This is a genomic window from Paenibacillus sp. cl130 (assembly GCF_900116035.1).
Taxonomy (GTDB): domain Bacteria; phylum Bacillota; class Bacilli; order Paenibacillales; family Paenibacillaceae; genus Paenibacillus; species Paenibacillus polymyxa_B.
The window spans coordinates 43,277-66,017 of sequence record NZ_FOYG01000007.1; the positions used below are offsets into that span (position 1 = coordinate 43,277).

Here is a 22,741-nt window from a genome sequence, read left to right on the forward strand (position 1 = left end):
CCAACCTCCATGCCTTGATGCCTCTAAGAGTTGTTGTTTCTACCACAAAAGCTATTCCTTATCCAATGCCACCTGCCATGCATTTGTAATGTCTATAGGCGACTTGCTGCTGGTCTCCCCTCCACCTTCTTGGGTCCATAGCGGCGGATAATATGCAAATACCTCTCCCTGCTGAAGTTGCTCCATATCCTTCTGCCAACCGTTCCAGCGGAATGTCTGGTAGAACAAGCCCAAATCTCCCTCAGCCAACCAGCTCAAGAAACCGGAATAGGCCAGCTCAGTGGATTCCCATTCCAATGCATCTGGTGCAAAATAGTAGATGTGACCGCTACGTCCGAATTTCCCTATATCCAATCCAAAAAATCCACCTGCTGCATCATAGGCCACCATTAGCATCCCCTCAAGCGCAGGAACACTTTCCGGTTCTTGAAGCCCGTTCCATGAGGTCAAGCTACCGAAAATTCCAGAGCCACCCGCACCCAGCAAGGTGATCCAACCGTAATCAAACACGATTCCTCCTGTCTCATAGGCAACTGTTCCCAAATACGATTTCGTACTCACCTGCAAACGGTACAGCGTGTCCCCCGTAGCGGATTCCGATTCGGCCGATACAATTTGATGTGAATTCCGGCCTTCTTTCAGAATATTTCTGACCTCTTCCCATGCATGGTTATCCTTATCCACCAGTTCATCAACCGTTAAAGTATGCATGTTCATTCCCCTTCCCGCATATCCCAAAATTCACTTTCAACCTGCGAACTGATTTTTGAAAACCTGCGTTTGATCTAAAATCACCCACTGATTCACTTCGTCGTATCCTTTTACAATTGCCGTGACCTCATGCTTCGGATACATCCACTCGGATGGTGTCTTTTCCTCATATGTACGAGTGTCTGACAATCCGACCGCATGATGCTGGAAAATATGAATAAGCGTACCGTGTGGAAAAAATACTTCAATATAACCCTTTACCTTAGTTCCAACGGGCAGTGCATTTTTGATTTGATGCCATTCCTGGTTCAAGGTGTGAAGATAATTGGACCAGACTTCTTCAAACTCTTTTTTTGTAATTTGCGTATAATAGGGCTCTGTATATTCAATCGCTTTCTCAGCTAATAAGAAATGATACTGCTCGTGCTTGCGATTAGAGGCGATATACGTGCCGTCATCCTGGATAACAATTTGTCGATAAGCTATTCCATCCGAATCTATTTCAAAATACCAGGTTCCCATGCCTGGTTCCGGGCAATCCTTAAGATATTTCATGGGCCCCTCCTATTAAAAAATTCAATTCGTTTGTATCACTTTTTCCCGCCATAGGTTCTTGCCAAATATGCGAGATATTCCGAACGCGTGAGTCCTCCCGTTTGACGGTTGAACTCATCATACGAAATGTCTTCCGGGAATCCGAATTCGGCCAGTGCTTTTCGACGCTCATCCTGATGTAACGGATTATCCAGCGTTTTGTGCCACTCCCGCTCTTCCCAGGAGCCAAAACAGTCGGCAACGATACCTGAATAAGCACCGTTATTTGAAAATTTTCGCGAGGACTTGAACACGGTCTCCCCTTCCGGTTTGGAAACCGTGCCCGTTCCCCAGGACAGACTATATGTTTTTTCTTTTCTACTATCCGTACTACAGCCATAGCCGATGGGGAACACAATATCCTCTTCCACTAACAGCTTATGCCCTACTCGCTCATAGGCACCCCGCATAAAGGAATCATCCATAACAATCCAGGTCGTTTCGGATAATGGGGCGGATGTGATAGATTCCAAAGCTGTTGAACGGTCACGACTCGTAAACAAATATGGACGTACGAATAAAGGCATGGTCATGACACTGTTCCAAATGCTCTCCTCTGAAAACAACTGATCCTTTTGCATTTGGCGCAAATCTCCAACGACCAGCACATATCCATCTGTGAAAAGGTCTATTTCCACGCGGAAGATGTCTCCTGGGACCGTTTTATAACGCTGGTTTTTCATATGCTTCAACCGGTGCAACCTGCGATCGTAATCCTTGGGCACAAGTGACGGATATTGCTGAAGCCAATCGATGATCTCTTCTTTACTATGTAAATGCTCACATCCCGTAATAGGGAGTTTCACACCCGTTTTGCTATTCACAGCAGTAACATAACTAAGAGGACGATCCCTTCGAATGCCTGCTGAAAAGGTCACGCCTTCTGCCTTGATGCTCGAAACACTTGTGTAATTCAGCTTTTTCTCTTTGCCACGAGCCGTTTTAGGCAAAACAAATGCCCGGTCACGCGTAAAAATCTCTACATCGGTTTCTCCATAAGTATCCTCAGTGGAAGAAATTCGCTTGCGAATAACGTCTCCATCCACACAAATAAAGTATCCTTCTTTAATTTCTACCACATCCCAATGCTCTTCCAGCACCTCCAGCCCGAAGTACGGTCGTAACGCGTTCGTTAGCCAACTATTCATCTGTTCCTCCAGTTCCAAGTACATCTCAATGCACCCGGGTTCAATTTTCCCAAAGATTATAACATAACGCAGCATGTAGCTCGTTTATTCCTACACTGTTCCAGCTTGGACCAACTCCTCCTGAATCCAGCTACTGCTGGTGGAAAGCTGGCGCAAGTCGGCAGAGATCTGTTTGACCTGCTCTTGCAATACGTGTGACTGATCCGTTCCTTCCAGAAAGCGACTCAAAAAATGAAGAAATACGTCTACCTTCCTAAGCAGCATCAATATAGGCACAGCATCAATCTCGGTGTGGCTTAAATGAACCTGGCGGCTGAAGCCCCGGCAAAAATCCCGAACTGCTGTCGTCTCCTCTGGTTGTCCCAAAAATCCTGATAAGATGACCGCCGGCTCCATGACCCGAACGTCTAGCGTACAAAATTCGAAATCAAGCAGTGCGGTTACTAGACTATGATCAGAATCCTTTACTAACAAATTGGAAGCGTTCAAGTCTCCATGTACAAGCTGATGCGGCAACTCTTCCAATGCATGAAGCGAATCTGTAATCTCTTCATAAGCTTCCCCTATTAATCGCAGCTCTTCATGCAAATCCTTTAGAGGCTCAGGCGGATGTAAACAAAAGCCCTGAACCGTTTCACGGTTACACAACGGATAGGATTGCTTCAAAGCATAATACGGTCGATAGACTGGAGTCATATCAAGATTGAATGTCGCAAGCACAGCCGATAATTCCCCCGTAGTCTCGCCCAAAGAATAGGCAAAGCTTGAATCCTGCTCCAGGGGTGATATGCCTTCTATGTATTCGAACAGACACACATATTTACCGCTTTCCTTCTCCAGCTGAGCGAGCGTCTCTCCCCTGACCGTCGGAATAGGCGTGGGTGTCCTGAACGATAGTGAACGCTTACTCAGCTTCTGCAAAACTGCATGCTCAAATTCAATTTTGTCCCGATCCTTGTGTGTATCGTAGACGCGCAGCACTCCGTTTCGCCCACCACTCTTAACAAAATACGTCGTATTATTCCAACCCCCGGTTTGTTTCTGCAGCGTTCCGTTCCACTCCGGCCAGTGACGTCTTAGTATTGCCTCCAAGGATGTACCCTCCCTTATAAACACCAGCTTATGAATTTGCAGATATTATAACAAATATAGACGCCCATTAGAATTGGACGTCCTTGTATATCCTTCATTTCCTCAACTGTTTGTTTCGGATATTTTGCGGGGTGGCACCATATGCTGTTTTAAACTTTTTATAGAAAAAACTCATGCTGTTATATCCCACCTGTTTAAATATCATTTCGAACGGCAGATTGGTATTCACTACCAAAGAATAGGCTGCATTGAGTTTAATGTTGGCAATAAGCTGAGTGTAAGTAAGACCGGTTACTTTTTTTAACTTATTACTTAAATACGTACTATTGTAATTAAAATGGTTAGATAATTGCTGTAGGCTTAAATGCTGATAGTGCTCTTCCATGTAATTCAGAATAGAGGTAATATTATCTTCCTGCTGGTTTAAGTGAATATTATGCTCGCTTTCCAATACACGGACCAATTCTCCAAATACAATTTGCAAATAAGCCTTCACCAATTCCATCGAATCCTCTTGCCTGGAATAATATTCGATTAAGATTCTACGCAATATATATTGAAGGTTTTCATTATGCTGCGACTCAAAAATAATAAAGTGATTATGGTGCTGATGCTGGAGGACAGAGTTGGCTAGAAATTCGCCAATCAGGCTTTTTTTCTTAGATAGCCGCTGCAGAAATAGGGATGAAATTGTTTCTCTTTGTAGCAAGATATTAATCAGTATATCGTCTTCTCCCAAAGGAGCGATGCTGTGCGGCACATCCTTATCCAGGACACATACTTGGCCTTCACAAAGCTGAATTTCTTTGCCTGCTATGATTTGGTTGCACTTACCTGAGTAAACATAGTTTAATTCAATAAATTCATGCATGTGTTCCAGCATCGGAGCAAATCTATTGTGCTTGCTAATATAAATATCATGTTCTCCAAAGAAAAATAAAGCGGGCATACGGTATATATTCTGATTTATATCAAAAAAACGCTCATTCTCCGATTCTTTGGAGAGATCATTAATCACCTGATTGTTTTGCTGTTGTAAAAGTTCAATTTCCGTTTTGTTTCTCAGCAACTGATCCAACTCATGAAGGTTCATAAATACTGACTCCTCCTTCAGACTCCCCATTAACTGTGGACTGCCGCTTGAGTTTTGCTTCCCTTTCCTCTAATAGCGATTCCCAGACAAAGGAGTGCCGCAATCGTAAATACAATCGCAGAAACAAGGAAGGAAAATGAAGCCGTTTCATTTCCAGACAACACGCCAACTAACTTGATCACATAAGGCGAAGCAAACGCTCCCAAATTGGACCCTACCATCGCAATGGAAATGGATAAAGTCTCACTGCCTTTAGGTACGATTTTAGTTAGTATGGTAAAAATATAAGGAATAAACAGCGCAAAACTAAAGCCAATGATCAACATAGCAACGGTAACCATGGTCACATTCTGAGCAAACCATAGTAGTACAAAACCTGTTGCTGTTAATAGACTGGAGATAAAGGGAGCGTAATTTCTAAACCATTTATAGATTCTACCAAACAAGAAGCCTGCAATCATGGTGGACAAGGAAAACAGCGTTAACGCAGTTCCTAAAAAACCAGCATTGGGCATGCTCTTTTCAGCAATCATAATGCCTGTTTTGGTATATACAATCATGATAAAAGTCATAAACAGAAAAAGTGCAGCCCCTAATCCAAGTACAGGTATGGATATTCCCCCGCTCTTGTGACCCTTTTCTGTCGAATCCTCTACTGTAGGCTCACCGCGCTCTGGTTCGGGAATGATCAGAAAGAATAATAGCGCAATAGGAATGGTGATTCCATAGCATAAAAAAGCGAACTGCCAGTCAATTAGGGCGAGCTGCCCTGCCACAAAGGTAGCCAAGCTGCTTCCGAGTCCTTGAACGGCGCTTTGAAAGCCTACTAATTGAGCGCGTTCATCCCCTTCAAAAAAATCACTAATTAAACTGACGGCCAGTGAATTGAACATCCCGAGACCTGCACCTAGTACCAAACGCAGCGCAAGAATCCATGTAATATTAGTCGTGAACATAGGAAGTATTCCGCCGATGACCACCAGCAAAAGTCCTAGCAGGACTGTATTTTTCTTACCCAATCGGGAAGAAATCGGACCACTCAACAGCACAAACAGCATCATCGAGAAGGATGGAATCGTGACTACGCTTTCAATCAGCGAACTGGAGACGCCTGATAATTGGTTCAGCATCATCGGTATGACAGCCGAAATGGCACTCGCTGACGTCAGGACTAAGGAAATGGATAGCAACGCCGTTTTAAACAAAACTTTGTTCTTTATATTCATTAAGCTCTCACCTCTAGTCTATGTTATTTAGCCTCTAGTTGCATCTGTACTGGAACGTATACTGTCCAGAACCGACCGTAAACGTCATTTCATGATCTCCGCCCCTTTGGAAAATCGCCTGTTCCCCTGTAGAACCTAATTTCCCGGCCAGCTCCTGTGGCACATCACCAGGCGGATACTGAATCGACGGATATTGCATAGCAATGGTCTGCTGTAGTGCATCCGGCTCCATAACGCCCGGAAGTGTAATCTCAGCCGTCGTATTATGTGGTACGTGAACCGTCATCTTCATTTCTTTATTCGCGATTTCCCATTGGACTTCAAGCGTGCCATATGGCGTCTCCAGCTTGCCATGGGCCGAAGTAAGATTGGCAGGCGGTTTAGGAGCTAAACGTGATTTTTTATAGCCCGCTTCAAGCACATCGATTCCAGCAATATTTTGGTACATAAAGTCTCCTACTGAACCGTAGGAATAGTGATTGAACGAGTTCATATCGGTGCTCCAGAATGAGCCGTCCACTTTGATGCTATCCCAATGCTCCCACATGGTCGTTGCTCCCCGTTCAACCTGATAGAGCCATGAAGGATAATCATTTTGAAATAAAATGTTATAAGCGACATCCGTATAGCCATGGTCGGATAAAACCAGACATAGATAGGGGGTGCCCACAAAGCCGGTATCCAGATGCATATCATTTTTTTCGATGAGCCGTACGAGCTCCTGGATCACTTGCGTTTTATACTTTTCTGGCACCAATCCGAAGTGCAAAGCCACAACCTGTGCAGTCTGGGTATTGGAGGTCAATTTGCCCGCGTCATCGAAGTAGCGGTTCGCAAAAGCCGTTTTAATCCCATCATGTAAGCTTTTATATGTGTTGTAATCGGTATAGCGATTCAGAAGTTTGGCCGTCTGTGCCAAAATATGAGTCGAATACGCAAAATAAGCAGTGGCCACTAGCGTTCCGTCCGTCGCCCCAAAATAGCTTCCTTCCTCGCTATCCAGCGCCAACCAATCTCCCAGCTGCAAACCGGTATCCCAAAGACACTCTTCGTCCCCTTGGGCGCGAATATAATCCACCCATGCTTTCATACTGTCATACTGCTGCACTAAGATTTGCTTATCCCCATAGCATTGATATAGGGTCCACGGACATATAACCGCCGCGTCTCCCCATGCTGCCGTCGTTTTGTCCATATTATCGGCAAAGGTTCCTTTGAGGACATCCGGCACTACAAAAGGCACTGCCCCATTTTCCAGCTGGTTGTAAGCCAAATCCCTAAGCCACTTTCGGAAGAAGGAAGCCGCATTCATATTGAAGCTGGCAGTTCTAGCAAAAATCTGTGCATCGCCGGTCCAGCCTAATCGCTCATCACGCTGCGGACAATCGGTTGGCACATCCAGGAAGTTCCCCTTTTGCCCCCACACAATATTGTGTTGAAGTTGATTCAGCTTTGGATCAGATGTCTCAAACACCCCGATCGTCTCCATGTCCGAATGCAGAACAACACCCGTAAAATCTTCAATCGTAACGCCATCAGGAAAGCCCTCAAGCTTCACATATTGAAAGCCTTGAAAAGTGAAATGCGGCCTAAATATCTCCGTCCCCTTCCCGCTACAAATGTACGTAATCTGCTGCGCTGCATCCCGAATATTATCTCTGTAAAAGTTCCCTTGCTGATCCAGCACTTCACCATGAACCAGATTCAGAACCGTACCTTCGGGGGCTTCCACTTTAAATTCCAGCCAGCCTACCATATTTTGACCCAAGTTAAGCACCAGCTCACCTTTAGGAGTTCGAATGAGTTCAACAGGCTTCAATCGGTTCATCACACGGACAGGCTCGTTCTCCTGAGCAATCAGATGACTTAACGGGAACGAGACGACCTGCATCATTTTCCGTTCGGTTAAGGAGCTATGTTCGGCTGCCTGGTGCTCAAGTCGGGCATCATAGATTTCGCCGTTATAAATATCCGACATTAAAATGGCACAGCTCGCTTCCTCCCAGGAAGAATCAGAGCAAATGACTTCAGAACGGCCATCTTCATAACTAATCTTCATTTGAAATAACAATGCATTCGTGTTCCCGTAGGTGTCCTTGCGCTTTTGCCAGCCCAGATAACCGCTGTACCAGCCTTCTCCCACCGTGGCTGTGATTCGATTATGTTGTTCTCGAATGGTAGAAGTCACGTCATATGCTTGCACCTGGACACGATCGTTATAATCCGTCCATCCCGGGGTAAAGTAGGCATCGCCCACCCTTTGTCCATTGAACTCCAGTTCATACAACCCAAGACTTGTAGCATAAATGACTGCTTTTTTCACTTTTCCCTCAACCGAAAAATATTTGGAAGCGGCAAAAGGAGCTCTTGTCTGAAACTGTTCATGGATGCTCCGCTCCTTCACTGTGATCCATTGTGCTTTCCAGTCCTGCTCATGGAGCAGCCCCATCTCCCAAAAGCCGGACTCACTCCATTCCGATTCTTCCGGTTCTGTGTCACCTGCTCCCTGAGCCCATACTTTTACCCGATAATAATATCTTTGTCCTGATTCCAGCGGGGGGCCTTCATAGGGAAACAAAATGGATTGATCCGAATAGGTAAAATGATTCCAAATCAGCGGTTCAAAAGTGGGATGAACGGATACTTGCAATTGGAAACGTTTTTGAGAAACATACATTTTTTCAGATTCGATCTGCCAACTTAACCGCGGTTTTAGACAACCCAATCCAATCGGATTATTTAAATGCTCGCATCTAAGCGCTTTCACTTTTAGCATTCTTATGTCCTCCCTGAGGTCTTCTTTTGTATTTCTATATTCAAATTAAAACGCTTCCATTGATTGTGCGCAATGTTGTATCCCTGCATGTTATATGCTTGATTTACAGGTGTTGAAATTCCACCCCTTATATTGAATCTTAAAATGGATTTATTGGAAAAATATGTGCGTTTGCAGAACAGCTACACTTAAAAAAAAGCCTGAATCCGTTTGAGAAGGATTCAGGCTTGATTCTTGCTAGAAGGTTTATCTATTCTTTTTCAGCTGGCCTATGCCTGTCCAGCTAGCGCTTGTTCGGGCGTGGAAGCTGGATACAAGTGACAGGCTACCTGTCGCCCTGGTGCAGCTTCGGCAAAGATGGGCTGTACTTTGCTGCATATCTCCATGGCTGCCGGGCAGCGATTATGAAACGCACAACCACTTGGCGGATTTTCTGGACTGGGCACATCCCCTTTGAGTACAATCCGATCACGCTCCGCTTCCGGATCAGCTACAGGTACCGCAGACATTAGCGCCTTTGTATACGGATGCAGCGGCTTTCTGAACACTTCTTGGGTCGGTGCGAGTTCGACCAACTTGCCCAGGTACATCACACCCACGCGGTCGCTGATAAATTTGACGACCGACAGATCATGGGAAATGAACATATACGTCAGGTCATATTGTTTTTGCAGGTCCTTCATCAGATTGAGCACTTGCGCCTGAATCGACACATCGAGGGCCGAGACTGGCTCGTCACACACGATAAATTTGGGATGAAGCGCCAGTGCCCGTGCGATCCCGATCCGCTGGCGTTGACCACCCGAGAACTCGTGCGGATAACGATGTGCGTGATAAGGAGACAATCCGACCACTTCGAGCAGCTCTTCCACCCGCTCTTTGAGCTGCGTTTTGCTTAGCTTTTCATGCGTGATGAGCGGTTCTTCCAGCACCTGCTGTACCGTCCATCTGGGATCAAGCGAAGCAAACGGATCTTGAAACACCATCTGCATATCCGTTCTGAATTTGCGCAGCTGCTCTGTGTTTAGCTTACGTATATCCGTGCCGTTAAACAGAATCTCTCCATCCGTCGGTTCGATCAATCTGAGAATTGCCCGTCCAGTTGTGGATTTGCCGCAGCCGGATTCTCCCACGATTGCCAGGGTTTCACCCTGCTGTACAGTCAGGTTAATACCATCCACCGCTTTGACTGCTCCCACTTGTTTGGAAAAAAGTCCTTTTTTGATCGGGTAGTGTTTTTTCAAATTACGTATTTCAAGCAGTGTACTCATGATATCCCTCCTGCTGTAGCAAGCAGCGGCTTTTGTGTCCGGGTTCCACTTCTGTAAGCTCCGGGGCCTCTGCACGGCAAATTTCCTTGGCAAACTGACAACGTGGTGCAAAGCGGCAGCCATGTGGCATATCAAGTGGGTTGGGAACCTGGCCCGGAATGGAAGCCAGACGCTCCTGATCACTGTTTAATTGTGGCAGTGAAGCTAGCAAACTTTGTGTATACGGATGCTTGGGCTCTTTAAAAAGCGTTTTTACATCGGTTTCTTCTACCACTTGTCCGGCGTACATAATCACGACCCGATCGCACATTTCAGCAACGACACCAAGGTCATGAGTAATCATCAGAATGGAAGTTCCTTCGGACTTCTGCAGCTCACGCATCAAGTCAAGAATCTGTGCTTGAATGGTTACGTCTAGTGCCGTTGTCGGTTCATCGGCGATCAGCAGCTTCGGATTGCACACCATCGCCATCGCAATCATCACCCGTTGGCGCATCCCGCCCGAGAGTTCATGCGGATAAGAAGCGGCTACTTTTTCTGGACGTGGAATTCCCACTTTCGTCAGCATGTCCACAGCCATGTCTTTCGCTTTGTGTTTGCTTACACCGTGGTGGTATCGGGCAGACTCCGCAATTTGCTTGCCGATTTTGAACACAGGATTTAGCGAAGTCATCGGCTCCTGAAAAATCATGGCCATCTCGTTGCCACGAATCGAGCGCATTTTCCGCTCCGAAAAATCCAGCATGTTTTCACCGTTAAACCGTACTTCACCAGCGGCTACTTTCCCAAGTCCCTTGGGGAGGAGCTGCATAATGGAAAGGGAGGTAATGCTCTTGCCGCACCCGGATTCGCCAACGATTCCGAGTGTTTCGCCTTTGCCAACCGATAGATCGACGCCGTCCACAGCCCGGATGGTGCCAGCCGCAGTCTTGAACTCCGTCCGGAGGTTGGTTACTTCAAGCAGTTGTGCCATGCCCTCTTCCTCCTCCTTGTCCATCATTGAACCTTCATGTTCTTTTTAACTTAGGGAATAAAGCTTATTCAGACTTGCCCATCGTTTGTAGATGCTTCATAGTACCGTACAATTTAGTAATATGTTGAAACTCCTTTTCCGAATGAAAAGAGCATTGCCCACGTCCATAAGCTTTGGCTGTTTCTACAGCCAATTTGGCCGCCAGCGCAATATCGCTTTCGTGGCTGGCCCCCGTTGCACTGCCTGGGACAGGAGCAGCTGCCGTGATGGCTACACCAACCACTGGAGCGGAAGTTGCCACCGCTGGTTGCAAAATGCTGTTGATGTGATACAGGTCGTTACCATAAGGTGTGATGTCCTGCGTAGTTACAGCAAACGTGACACACGGTTCGCCAGTAACGGTCTGAACAATATCGACGAGGTCTTCACTAATTCGTAGCACATAGCCTTGACGTACCGTCGGGGAAATGGCAATACCTTTATGGTTAATGACCCGATTCCCTTTGGTCGTATCAATGGATAGGATCGCTTCCATTTCGGGTGTCACTTCATATTTGTTCATCGTCAAAATATCTACGGGTGAATCCATAAATGGAACCGGATCATGGGGCTGAGTGGGTGCATCTGGACAAATATGTGTACAGATGATCACATCTCCGTCAAGCACATCTCCTTTGGACTGCATGCACAATAGTTTAGCCGCCGCCGAAATTGCCGCTGCCGCACCGTCACCATCGGATACAAATCCGATCATTTCCGGTCGTGCTCCAAGTCCACCAAGTCGCCCTACTACACCCAAGGTTGGAGAATCGCCCCCCTGAATGCGACCCGTTTTACCGGCAATGACAATTTTAATAAAATCCGTAGAGCCCTTTTCACCTTTCACGGTGGAGACCGTAATCTCCGCTTGACCCAGTTGTTCCAAATAAGCTTTGACTTCTGCCCCGCTGGCAAACGGGCTATCCAAAAGGTCATAGACTTCAAAAACTTGTTTCATCATACGGCAGATCCCCTTATGCTTCTTTTTGTGTTGTTTTCAGATATTTAAGCGCCGTCAAGGCGTATACTTTCGCAGATTGAATGATCTGCCATACCGGAGCTTTTTCATTAAAATTGTGAATGGTCGACAGTTCGGCAGGCCCGTATTGCAATACCGGGATATTGTATTTGCGGAATGCACGTGCATCGCTGGTTGCCCATTGCAGTACGCCATAGGCCTCTTTACCGCTGACCTCAGCGATAGATTCCACAAGCTCCTGTACAATCGGCTCGGTTGGAGGGGTCCAGTTGGCATTACCATAAAATCCGAATTGTTTGGGTTCCGCGTCAATGCCTACACTTGCAAGCAATTCTTTGGCTTTGGCCAGTACATCGCGGTGGTCTACGCCAAATGGAACACGGGAATCCACTTGCACTGTGCAACGGTCTGCAACCACATTGACTTTGGTGCCTCCCTGAATCGTACCAATGTTCACTGTTACATGATCAAACGCTTGTCCATAGCTTGGGTTCTCCCGTTCACTTGCATAACGCTTGGAAATTTCAATGATCTCTTTGACTTCTTCCGGGATGTCCGGCTTGATGTCCCACAGTTGTTGCAGCGCTTCAATTCCTTTTGCTGCCTTCAAAATAGCACTTTCACCTGCAATCGGCTGCAAACTGCCATGACCCGGTGTGCCTTCAACGGTAAATTCAAACCAGCAGCTTCCTTTTTGCCCGATGGTCGGGTTTTGCGGGCCTGAAGGCTCTGCGATCACAGCAGCTGTTCCTTCAATCAGCTTTCTTTCCAGCACCCAAGGTACTCCGAGATGTCCCCCAGTTTCCTCGTCTGGAACTACAAGCAACGACAACGCACCTTCGAGTGGTACGCCTAGTTTGGAGAAAAGCGCAACGGTAAATATTAATCCGCCCAGTCCTGCTTTCATGTCCGAAGCACCGCGACCCAGGAGATAGCCATCACGTATCTCACCACAAAACGGATCAAAATCCCAACGAGTACGGTCCCCTGCCGGCACGACGTCTGTATGCCCACAGAAAATCAATTTTTTTCCGTCCGCCGTTTCAGCGCCATAATCAGAAATGAGATTCCACATATTCGGCCCGGATTCATGCACCGTTGTTTCTATACCTGCTTCTTTAAGATAGTCCATAATGAACTGACTAATTTCGCGTGAATCACCTGGAGGATTTTCCGAAGGAAACTGAATCAACCGCGAGCATAGCTCAAGCAATTCGTCCTGCCGTTTATCTATTTCATCAAGAACTAACGTTTTCCAATCTGTCATTTCCATTCAATCCCTTCACGTTTTTCATTTAGCCAACTAAATTTTTTACGATCCATCGGGATCAGCTTCATACTTCAGGTGTAAAATGATAGCCTTCGGCTGTAAAAACCGAAGGCATAAGGTAAGATCACAACTTACTCTTTATTCAATGAATAGAATCGGATAACCTCATCTGGGTAGTAAACATATCCAGTGACGTCTTTGCTCATGCCAACAACCCGATTGTATTCATACAGGTACGCCCATGGCGAATCTTGATTTATAAGCTCTTGTGCTTTGCCATACAGCTCTTTACGTTTATTTTCATCTTGCTCTTTGCCTGCTTGTTCCCAAAGCTTATCCACTTCTGCATTAGCATAATGCATATAATTCGAAGAACCGCCGCTGTACATCAGGAACCCGAGATGGTAACCAGGGTCGTTGACGAAGGAAGTCCATTTGGAAATGTATGCTGTCAGGTTGCCTTCTCGTTGCTGTTCAAGGAACTGTGCACGGGCAACATTGACAACATTCATCTTTACGCCAATCTTGGCAAGTTCAGCTTGAATCAATACAGCATCATCTGCCCAGTCCTGGAAGCCGGAACCCAGTGTCAGATCAAAATTAAACCCATTAGGATAACCCGCTTCTGTAAGCAGCTGTTTTGCTTTGTCCAAGTCGTGCTTGTAGCTGTAGCCCGCATCCGTGTAGCCAGGCGTGTTACTCGCTACAGAACTCTTCATTTGCTTTGCTTGACCGTACATGACATCGTCGATTAATTGGTCGTAAGGAATAGCATAAGCAATGGCTTGACGCACTTTTGGATCATTAAAAGGTTTGACTTTGTTATTCATGGCGAAATACAGAATCCGGTTACTTGCATTGGATTGAACCTTCAGATCAGCGTTGGTTTCCAGCTTCGAAACGTCCTTTGCAGGAATTTCAATCGCCATGTCCACATCGCCTTTATCTAGCAGAAGTACACGGTTGGAAGCTTCCTTGGTAAACTTCATCGTTACTTTGCTCAGATTTGGCGCTCCTTGCCAGTAGCTGGCATTAGCATTAAAGACAGCTTCTGTCGCAGGGTCCCATTTTTCAAGCTTGAACGGACCTGAACCTGCCGCATGTGTTTTCAAATAGTCGCCATCGCCATTTTCTTTGACAAGCACATCATCCACAATAGAGAAGTTGTACAATGACAGGATTTGCAGAAACATATGATTGGGTTGGGACAATGTAACGACAACGGTGTGCTCATCAGACGCTGTAGTGGTTTTAATGGAGCTCATACCATACAGGAAGCTACCGGAATCGGAATTTTTAAGCCGCTCAAAGGAATACAACACAGAATTGGCGGTCAGCGGGTTGCCGCTTTGGAATTTAACGTCTTTACGCAGATGGAGCGTATAAGTCATGTTATCAGCGGACACATCCCATTTTTCAGCCAGCATGGGCTTAATTGCTTCCGTATCTGCCACTTCACCGCTATCCGTAGACTTTTTGCCGTAGGTCACAAGCTGATCATAGAGCGCAAGCACAAGGGTGTCCGAGGTAAGATCACTTGCTTCAGCAGGGTCCATGGTTGACCCTCCCTCCGAGTAAGCAAGTGTAATCGTCTTTGGTGGGGATGGGGCATCTGCGCCTTTCTCTCCAGATGAAGCGGACGGGCTGTTAGCATTGCTCGCACAGCCTGCCGTCCATAGCAACGTAGACAAGACGACAATTAGAGAAAGACTTTTTTTCAACATGGCTTACGTTCTCCCCTTTAATGATCTATTTATTTTTATTTGCTAGAGCGCAGTCTAGGATCAAGAACATCCCGCAAACCGTCTCCAAGCAAATTGAAGCCCAAAATAGCTGTCGCAATTCCAAGACCTGGGAAGGTTACAATCCACCACTCACCGGAAATGATATACGCTCGCCCTTCTGAAATCATTGCACCCCATTCAGCAATCGGGGGTTTCACACCGAGCCCCAGGAAGCTGAGACTGGCTGAGGTGAGGATGGCGAAGCCCATTCCGAGCGTTGCATTCACAAGCAGTGGGGCAAGTGCATTAGGCAAGATGTGGCGAAACAGGATCGTTCCGTTCGTTACACCAATTGCCCGGCTGGCCTCAACAAACTCCTTTTCCCGGAGAGAGATGGTTTGTCCGTGAATCAGTCTGGCGAATTCGGGTATGCCTACAATGCCCACAGCGATGAGTGCACTCATCAGTCCTGGTCCCATCGCTGCAGCAATGGCCATGGCGAGTACCAGCGACGGGAAAGCCAACAGAATATCCATACAGCGCATAATAATGCTGCCCATTCGACCGCCATAGAAACCTGCGATGGCTCCAAGCGGTACGCCGATGATAAATGAGATCGACACGGCAATCATCCCGGTCCATATGCTGATTCTGGCTCCGTAAATGACACGGCTGAGAATGTCACGTCCGTAATTATCGGTCCCAAACCAATGTTCTGCACTTGGCGGCAGCAGCTTGTTCGCCGGGTCGGTTACATAAGGATCATGTGGAACGATCCATGATGAGAGGATGGCAATGAGCGTCCAGCCAACGATAAAGATGAATCCGATTAAAGCGAGTTTATTGCCAAACAGTAATCGCCAAAAGGTCTTGCGTTTCGGTATAGCGGCTGCATTGGGCTGAGGTACAGCCGCTTTTGCCACCAAATCACTTGCAGTGCTCATCCGAGTACCTCCCCCTACTTTTGTGCTTCGTTCATTATTCGTACCGGATACGTGGATCAATCAATCCGTAAACCAAGTCGACTCCAAGATTGATAAAGCTGTAAATCAGCGCACTTACGAGGGTAAATGCTTGAATCGGTGCGTAGTCAGCCGCCAAAATGGAGTCCGTCACATAGCTGCCCACTCCTGGCCAGGTAAAAATGGTTTCGGTAATAACCGCTCCACCAATCAGGTAACCGACCTGCAAACCAAGTACGGTAAGTGTTGGAATAAAGGCGTTAATGAGTGCGTGCTTATAAATAACAATTCCTTCGCGCAGACCTTTGGCTCTGGCTGTGCGAACAAAATCCTGACCGATCACTTCCAGCATGCTGGAACGCATCATCCGTGCCACAATCGCCATAGTGCCTGTACTGAGACAGACTGCTGGCAGAACCAAATGGGATAAACTGCTTTTTAAAGCTACAAAATCACCGGTCATCAAACTATCGAGTACATAAAGTCCCGTAACGTGCGTCGGCGGATTGATGTCACCGCTAATTCGACCCATGGGCGCAGGAGCGATGCCCCATTTAGCATAGAAGATATAAATGAATAACAGGCCAATCCAGAAAATGGGCATACATGCACCGATCAAGGAAAACACACGTGAAATGTGATCCACAATCGATTCTTTACGGGTTGCTGCCAGGATGCCGATTGGGATTGCCACCAGAATCGCAATAACCAAGCTTGCCAGCGCCAACTCGATGGTTGCTGGAAACCGGGTAGCAAAGTCGCTTGCCACTGACTGTCCGGTGTGATAAGCCTGACCCAGATCACCTTGGAACAATCCAACTACATAATGAAAAAATTGAATGTACTTCGGTTGATCCAGTCCCATGCTGCTTCGAATATTTTCAATCGTCTCGGGTGTAGCCTGTTCCCCCGCAAGCATCACGGCAGGATCACCCGGAAGCACTCTTGAGATCATGAATGTAATGACGACAATACCAAGCAGTGCCGGAATCATTTGTATCAATCTACGTAGTGTGTATACGGCCACAGCCTGTCCCCCCTTATCCGTAATTCCTCGTGTATTTGTCACCTTTCTTTTCATCGCTTGTTATTTTTATTCATTGTACTAAGGAACAAGAACGGTTTCCACGTCCTGAATAACTAAAAATAATGACGAATTTTGTCGTTTGCGCACTAAAGTTACTCATCATGTTATTTAAATGTCGTGTTTTATTCGAATATAGAAATCAAAATCAGCATGATGCCAAACAAGCGATCCCCTTTCAAAAGGAAATCGCTTGTTTTTTTATATATAGAGATTGTAGTATTAGGCCGATCAGGAAAGGAGAAATAATCGCGAGCACTGCAAAAAACGAGGTGTTCGACTCAGCAGCTTGCTGTCCGGTCGCACCTTAAAGCGAGGGGTAGCGAAAATACGTATTGCTTTGTCTTTCTCTATAGATTTCCAGTCACGATAATACCATTTGCTCGCTTCAGGTGTGCTCTGACCCAAGCTATAAAGGAATCGATAAATATGCGCAATTCCGGCTCCTTGGCAGGCCAAGCATCCAATTCTGTTAATATCTCATGCCATATCGACTCCGGAATCGGATTATCCCAACAGGGATCAAAAGCCTCATACGTTTCCCCCGTATCAGGATCGTCAAGTGGATATTTGGACTTTAACGCAGACAACACGATATCAAAGTCATCTGCGTAGATAAAGATTATCTCCTCCAGCTTTGGTTCATCCGTATCCCCATAACGCAGCGGTTCAAAAGTATATCCAATATTGGCTCGTGGACCACTATAGCGATAGATTAGTGTCTGAATCTCTTTTTTGTCCTTCTTACTCAATCTCACCACTCCTTTCTTCGGCTACAGATCGAACCATTCCGCAGCACGCTCCTCTTCTTCCAGCACCCTGTACATTCCTTCCCTCCACTTCACCGCATCTTCGCCACCAATATGAAATAGACAATAGATATAAGGTTCACCGTCTTTTAACCCTTCAATATTCCTTGCCTCTTCCACTGAAACTTGGAGCGCCTCAGGCCAATCGGGATCATTTTGAAGCAGGACAAAGCCATCCTCATCCCTTTGCATCCGATATCCATCAATCCTAGGCAATGCTTCAGCTAAACGATCCATTAGCACTTGAATATCTTTAACATCTGCGACTTTAATTCCATACTCCCAACCCATCTGCATCCCTCCAATTTTATGAACTCCTCCTTAACTATCCCCCCCCCTAAATCGGATTTCACCTTCTCATTCACCTCAGGAGTTCAGTCGTAGTCCGCATATAAGAGGTACTTTTTTGTTTAAAACCACCCACTTTTGCTGGATTTCCATGAGCCTCCCACTTTCCTTCTGCTTTCCCTGAATTTTCTTAAAACTTATTATAATAGATATCTAAACTATGTAGTTTATGAATTAGCAAATTGAGACCTTTTGACTATCATTCAAACCAGCAAACAAAATAGGCTTCTCGTGAATATAGCACGGAAGCCTATGGGTTCATCAAACAATTCTTTTATTTATTTGGTCCTCTGAGATACCAGCTCACTATTCCCTTTTCTCTTTCTTACCCCCAACATAATGATGGCCATAACAGCTACTAGAGCTGCTATAAGAGCAAAAGGAATATATTTGTCCACCCGATATAGCGTCGTTGTCAAAATAGGAGCAATAATTGCAGAAATCCCTTGGACAGTGGCCACCAGACCAGCGGCTCCCCCTTGCTGTTCTTTACTAACAGAAAGAGAAGCCCCAGCCATAAATCCAGGCATAAGCAAGCCTGTACCTATACCAAACATAAAGAACGCTAAATAGTAAACAACCATGCTGGCTGACATGAGGAATATCAGCATACCGGCAATAAGGAACAGAGAACCGAGCAAAATCATCGGCTTGGGTTGCCATTTAAGCCATTTCATCTGAACGATCTGTACAATCAACATGGCTGCACCGGAAAACATAAGTCCAAAGGAAACCACTCTTGCTGTTTCTTCGGATGAAAGGCCTAGTTGATCTTGAAAATAAAATCCGCCTATAACCTGGATGGTCACAATACTAATCATCGTAACCAAACCTGCAAACAAATACATTCGTAGACCGGGTTGAAACGGGTTAATCCGAGCTGGCTTTTGCTGAATAACGGGCTTGGCAGACGGAATTGCCAGCAAGGCCACTACAAATGCTACAGCAGCAATTACAATCCCAAAATATAGAGGCCACAGCAAGCCTATTAAAGTAAAGGCACCTGCAATAGCAGGACCAAATACTAATCCAAGTCCATTGGCTGCGCTAATGATCGCCATCCCACTGCCTCGATCTTCTCCCTCGGTCACATCTCCCATATAAGCTTGGGAGGATGACAATACCGCCGGGATAAACCCGCCGATCAAACCGCGTGTAACAATTAACAGGACTAACAGCAGCCCACCGCTGAGCCAACCTTTTAATCCTGCAAAAAGAGTAAGCGTAAACAGCAAGCAGCTTACACACATCCCTATGAATCCAAGCAGAATCACAGGCTTGCGTCCCTTTGCATCACTCAGATTTCCCCATATTGGGGCCATTAAGGCCATCGTTATGGAGCCAAGCGATATAATTAACCCAGAATGACTTTCTCTTAATCCCAACTCACGAATAAGGGGCGGCATAATTGGAGCAATGAGCATGAGCCCTAGCATAGCCACAAATACACTGAAAAAGATGCTCCCTTTTATTCTGTTCATCCTCGCACACTCCTCTGTTATAGATTCTCTCTATGCAGAAGTATACGAGTCACAGCACCACTCTACTGCCTATATACGGATTATTCTACGGTTAAACGGATTTTATTTTAAAATACCTTCTTTAAGGATGATGGCTTCACTCCGTATTCCCGGAAAAATTGCTCTGAAAATGCACTCACATTGCTATATCCTACAGCCATCGCAGCTTCAGTCACATTGCTTTCTTGGCTTCGGAGCAGCTTCATCGCATAATCAAGACGAATTTGGCGCAAATATTCAAATACAGTAGTTCCAAAGCAGGCTTTGAATCCTTTTTTTAATTTAAAATCGTTTAATCCAACCTTTTTGGATAATGTGATCAGTGAGGGTGGATCAATCATGCTGAACTCAAGTATCTCCCGAGCCATATGCAGCTTTCTAACATCTTCTTTAGACAAACCTTCGGGCATAGGTGTTAAATCAAATAATTGAATCATAAATCGATTTAAAATCTCAAGTGCTGCTGCTTCCATTAACAAAGGCGATTTATGCACACTTTTCAAGTCTTTGATCAAATGTTCAATCATCACTATACTTCTGTGATCCAGTTCAAAACTAAAGTGATGGAATGCAGCTCCCTTAAGAATTTGATTAAATTCAATAGCTACCTGCCGACGAGCCGCTAACTGTGAAGCCGCATAATTAAACAACGAAATCGGAATGCCAAGTGCAAATGATTTGTATTGTTCGTTAACCGGAGGATGAAAGCAAGCTTTAAAATCCTGTAAAAAAATAAGTGCCCCCTGTCCCATCGGGAGTGTATAATCCAACCCAGCCACATTCACATGACGTTGACCCGAAAGCGCAAATTGGAGCTCAATCATTTGTCCACTGGAAGCAAAGTTGGTCGGATACGGCTCGTGATATTGAATATGCGAATACACGATCTCAATTCCACTATAAGTTGTAACTCGGTAGATATGTCCATGGCCCGCTTCCGGTAAAATCATATACGTATGCTCGTTCTGTTGTCTGAACGGGGTCTTTTCCAAATAATGCTGATATATTAATGATAACGAATTTGAATTCACAAGCGTCCACCTCAAATGTTTTCATTCATCCTGATCCTTCGAATGAGAATCGTTATCAATAATAGTAGCTGAATTTGTATGGTTTGACCAGACCTATTGGAGTAAGCTGTGGAGACATTCGGGGGCTTTTATAATAAAAAGCCCGCCGTAAGAGGCAGGCTCGGCTAATTAGCTCTAAGGCGTGTCAGCTCTTAATTCCCTTTATTAAGACTTTATCTATCTCTTTACGAGATTTGCTGAATGAGTGACCCGATTTCTCCCGCCACTTTTGGAAGTATACAGAGCCAAATCCGCTTGATGAACCATCGTTTGTTCCGTATCCTCTTGCGTCACCGTTGCCACACCAATACTCACAGTAATAGCATATTCTCCCCAATCCATCGAGGCCGTCGTGGAGCGGTATCTTTCCGCTGTAAGAATAGCTTCTTCTTGATCGTTGCCCGGAAGAATAATTACGAACTCCTCGCCGCCATACCGAGCGACAATGTCCCTATCCCGTGACATGGATTGCAGTAATTCTGCCAGATTCGTAAGCACTAGGTCGCCCACTGGATGACCATAAGTATCGTTAATACTTTTGAAACGATCAATATCAATGATAAGCAGCGAAAAAGATATTCCACTCTCACGAAAGGACGCGAGGCTAGCTAGTAATTGATCTTGGAAATACCTTCTATTTTTAAGACCGGTTAACGGGTCCGTTGATGCCATCGTTTCAAGCTGGAGATTAATCCTTTCTAGCTCCTGCTGTTTGATTTCATATTCTTCGTGCAACCGTTCAAGCTTCTGGTTCGCTTCATTCGTAGCCTGATATAATTCCTGAAGCTTGGTTTTGGTCTGCAGAATATCTCTCTCATGTTCAATTCGCTTACGCATCATAAGCACTACACAATCAATAACAGTTTCTCCGTTGCGTTCCTGGCGCACCCCGTTTAGAAGTACAGGCACATCCTGTCGATCACTTGTCCGAAACGAAAAGTACATCTCATCGACATGCCCGTACAACTGAATATAGGGATAAAAATAAGTATGAAAAAATAGCTTGTTGGTAACAGACATTGTGGATTCAATCGGCCGTCCGAGCAATTCATTACGGTCATAAAGTAGCATATCCAATAAAGTTTGGTTTACCGATTGAATGAAGCCAGAATCCGAGATTGAGAAATATCCACAGGGAGCTTTATCTAATTGAATATCCATTTCATGACTGCCTTTCTCCTGATATTACACACTGGCTAAATACTCTTTAATCAGATCGCTTGTTTCTCCAGGTTGACTTAAGTGAGGATAATGCCCCTTTGCCCTCATCTGTTGAAGCCTGCTGTTTTTAAGATGAGTATGTAAATAATTCCCTACTTCAATCGGAGCAATGCTATCGTCCGAGCACTGGAGAATCAGTGTAGGAATCGAAGCATGCTGGAGATCGACACGGCAATCCGAAAAAAAAGTCACTTCCGCAAATTGTCGTGCAATATGAGGGTCTCTTGAGCAAAAGGTTTTCTCCAACTCTTCGGTTAATTCCTGTCGTTCAGGATTCTGCATAACAATGGGTGCCAGGTAACTAGCCCAGCCAATGAAGTTCATTTGCATCATATCAAGCAATTCATCGATGTCACTCTTATCGAAGCCTCCATAATAATAGGGGAGGTCATTCACATAACGAGGAGAGGGACCGAGCATGACGATGCGCTCAAAATATTGGGGATTGCGGATAGAAGCAAGCATTCCGATCATACTACTAACAGAGTGTCCGACGAATATGACATTTCTTAATTCTAGCGCTTCCATAATATCTAGCACATCTTGGGCATACCCTTGTAAGTCGCTGTATTTTTCTGAATCATAGTACTTAATTTGAGATTCTCCGGAACCTACGTAATCAAATAAGACGATTTGGTAGTTGTCGATAAAGCTAGGGACGATATAACGCCACATATCCTGATCGCATCCAAAGCCATGAGCAAATACGATCGTTTGGCTGCCTGAGCCCAGCACTTTTACATTATTACGTACGAGGATGTCAACGGTCATTATAAATCACCTCTCTGAGGTAGTATCTGTTCTATCAGCTTCTTTTCATTATTATATCGG

General features: G+C 45.5%; 20 protein-coding genes. All 20 read right to left on the minus strand.

Annotated elements, in window-relative coordinates; translation table 11 throughout:
- Positions 1-51: 51 nt before the first annotated feature.
- A complete protein-coding gene (locus BM358_RS18715) occupies positions 52-711 on the minus strand; it encodes a DUF2625 domain-containing protein (protein WP_028542299.1) in 660 nt (219 codons plus the stop codon).
- A gap of 36 nt (positions 712-747) precedes the next feature.
- On the minus strand, positions 748-1,266 hold the full coding sequence (locus tag BM358_RS18720; RefSeq protein ID WP_028542298.1) for a hypothetical protein: 519 nt from the start codon (positions 1,264-1,266) through the stop codon (positions 748-750).
- Between the two features lie 35 nt (positions 1,267-1,301).
- Complete coding sequence (locus BM358_RS18725) at positions 1,302-2,453, minus strand: immunity 26/phosphotriesterase HocA family protein (protein WP_028542297.1); 1,152 nt, start codon at positions 2,451-2,453, stop codon at positions 1,302-1,304.
- Positions 2,454-2,543: 90 nt separating this feature from the next.
- The gene (locus tag BM358_RS18730; RefSeq protein ID WP_028542296.1) at positions 2,544-3,545 is read right to left on the minus strand and encodes a phosphotransferase enzyme family protein; all 1,002 of its coding nucleotides are present in this window, start codon (positions 3,543-3,545) and stop codon (positions 2,544-2,546) included.
- A gap of 94 nt (positions 3,546-3,639) precedes the next feature.
- Complete coding sequence (locus BM358_RS18735) at positions 3,640-4,638, minus strand: AraC family transcriptional regulator (RefSeq protein ID WP_028542295.1); 999 nt, start codon at positions 4,636-4,638, stop codon at positions 3,640-3,642.
- A gap of 29 nt (positions 4,639-4,667) precedes the next feature.
- A complete protein-coding gene (locus BM358_RS18740) occupies positions 4,668-5,864 on the minus strand; it encodes an MFS transporter (RefSeq protein WP_028542294.1) in 1,197 nt (398 codons plus the stop codon).
- A gap of 34 nt (positions 5,865-5,898) precedes the next feature.
- The gene (locus tag BM358_RS18745; protein WP_028542293.1) at positions 5,899-8,640 is read right to left on the minus strand and encodes an alpha-L-rhamnosidase; all 2,742 of its coding nucleotides are present in this window, start codon (positions 8,638-8,640) and stop codon (positions 5,899-5,901) included.
- 269 nt (positions 8,641-8,909) lie between these two features.
- On the minus strand, positions 8,910-9,911 hold the full coding sequence (locus BM358_RS18750; RefSeq protein ID WP_028542292.1) for an ABC transporter ATP-binding protein: 1,002 nt from the start codon (positions 9,909-9,911) through the stop codon (positions 8,910-8,912).
- Complete coding sequence (locus BM358_RS18755; protein WP_023989675.1) at positions 9,895-10,884, minus strand: ABC transporter ATP-binding protein; 990 nt, start codon at positions 10,882-10,884, stop codon at positions 9,895-9,897. Before BM358_RS18755 ends, BM358_RS18750 begins: the two co-directional genes overlap by 17 nt.
- Before the next feature lie 64 nt (positions 10,885-10,948).
- Positions 10,949-11,884 carry a DUF1177 domain-containing protein gene (locus tag BM358_RS18760; protein WP_028542291.1) on the minus strand — a complete coding sequence of 312 codons (936 nt, stop codon included), beginning with the start codon at positions 11,882-11,884 and terminating at the stop codon, positions 10,949-10,951.
- A 13-nt stretch (positions 11,885-11,897) separates the two neighbouring features.
- The gene (locus tag BM358_RS18765; RefSeq protein ID WP_023989677.1) at positions 11,898-13,169 is read right to left on the minus strand and encodes a M20 family metallopeptidase; all 1,272 of its coding nucleotides are present in this window, start codon (positions 13,167-13,169) and stop codon (positions 11,898-11,900) included.
- A gap of 134 nt (positions 13,170-13,303) precedes the next feature.
- A complete protein-coding gene (locus BM358_RS18770) occupies positions 13,304-14,896 on the minus strand; it encodes an ABC transporter substrate-binding protein (RefSeq protein ID WP_028542290.1) in 1,593 nt (530 codons plus the stop codon).
- 35 nt (positions 14,897-14,931) lie between these two features.
- Positions 14,932-15,840 carry an ABC transporter permease gene (locus BM358_RS18775; protein WP_028542289.1) on the minus strand — a complete coding sequence of 303 codons (909 nt, stop codon included), beginning with the start codon at positions 15,838-15,840 and terminating at the stop codon, positions 14,932-14,934.
- Between the two features lie 34 nt (positions 15,841-15,874).
- A complete protein-coding gene (locus tag BM358_RS18780; protein ID WP_023989680.1) occupies positions 15,875-16,885 on the minus strand; it encodes an ABC transporter permease in 1,011 nt (336 codons plus the stop codon).
- A gap of 407 nt (positions 16,886-17,292) precedes the next feature.
- Complete coding sequence (locus tag BM358_RS18785; RefSeq protein WP_023989681.1) at positions 17,293-17,694, minus strand: hypothetical protein; 402 nt, start codon at positions 17,692-17,694, stop codon at positions 17,293-17,295.
- A gap of 21 nt (positions 17,695-17,715) precedes the next feature.
- Positions 17,716-18,042 (minus strand): hypothetical protein, encoded by a 327-nt coding sequence (locus tag BM358_RS18790; RefSeq protein WP_028542288.1) that lies wholly within the window; start codon positions 18,040-18,042, stop codon positions 17,716-17,718.
- Positions 18,043-18,377: 335 nt separating this feature from the next.
- Entirely contained in the window at positions 18,378-19,580 is a 1,203-nt protein-coding gene (locus BM358_RS18795) for an MFS transporter (RefSeq protein WP_023989683.1), read from the minus strand.
- A 107-nt stretch (positions 19,581-19,687) separates the two neighbouring features.
- The gene (locus BM358_RS18800) at positions 19,688-20,650 is read right to left on the minus strand and encodes a helix-turn-helix domain-containing protein (RefSeq protein ID WP_028542287.1); all 963 of its coding nucleotides are present in this window, start codon (positions 20,648-20,650) and stop codon (positions 19,688-19,690) included.
- A 216-nt stretch (positions 20,651-20,866) separates the two neighbouring features.
- On the minus strand, positions 20,867-21,850 hold the full coding sequence (locus BM358_RS18805) for a sensor domain-containing diguanylate cyclase (RefSeq protein ID WP_028542286.1): 984 nt from the start codon (positions 21,848-21,850) through the stop codon (positions 20,867-20,869).
- A 24-nt stretch (positions 21,851-21,874) separates the two neighbouring features.
- A complete protein-coding gene (locus BM358_RS18810) occupies positions 21,875-22,681 on the minus strand; it encodes an alpha/beta fold hydrolase (protein ID WP_028542285.1) in 807 nt (268 codons plus the stop codon).
- Between the last annotated feature and the right edge of the window lie 60 nt (positions 22,682-22,741).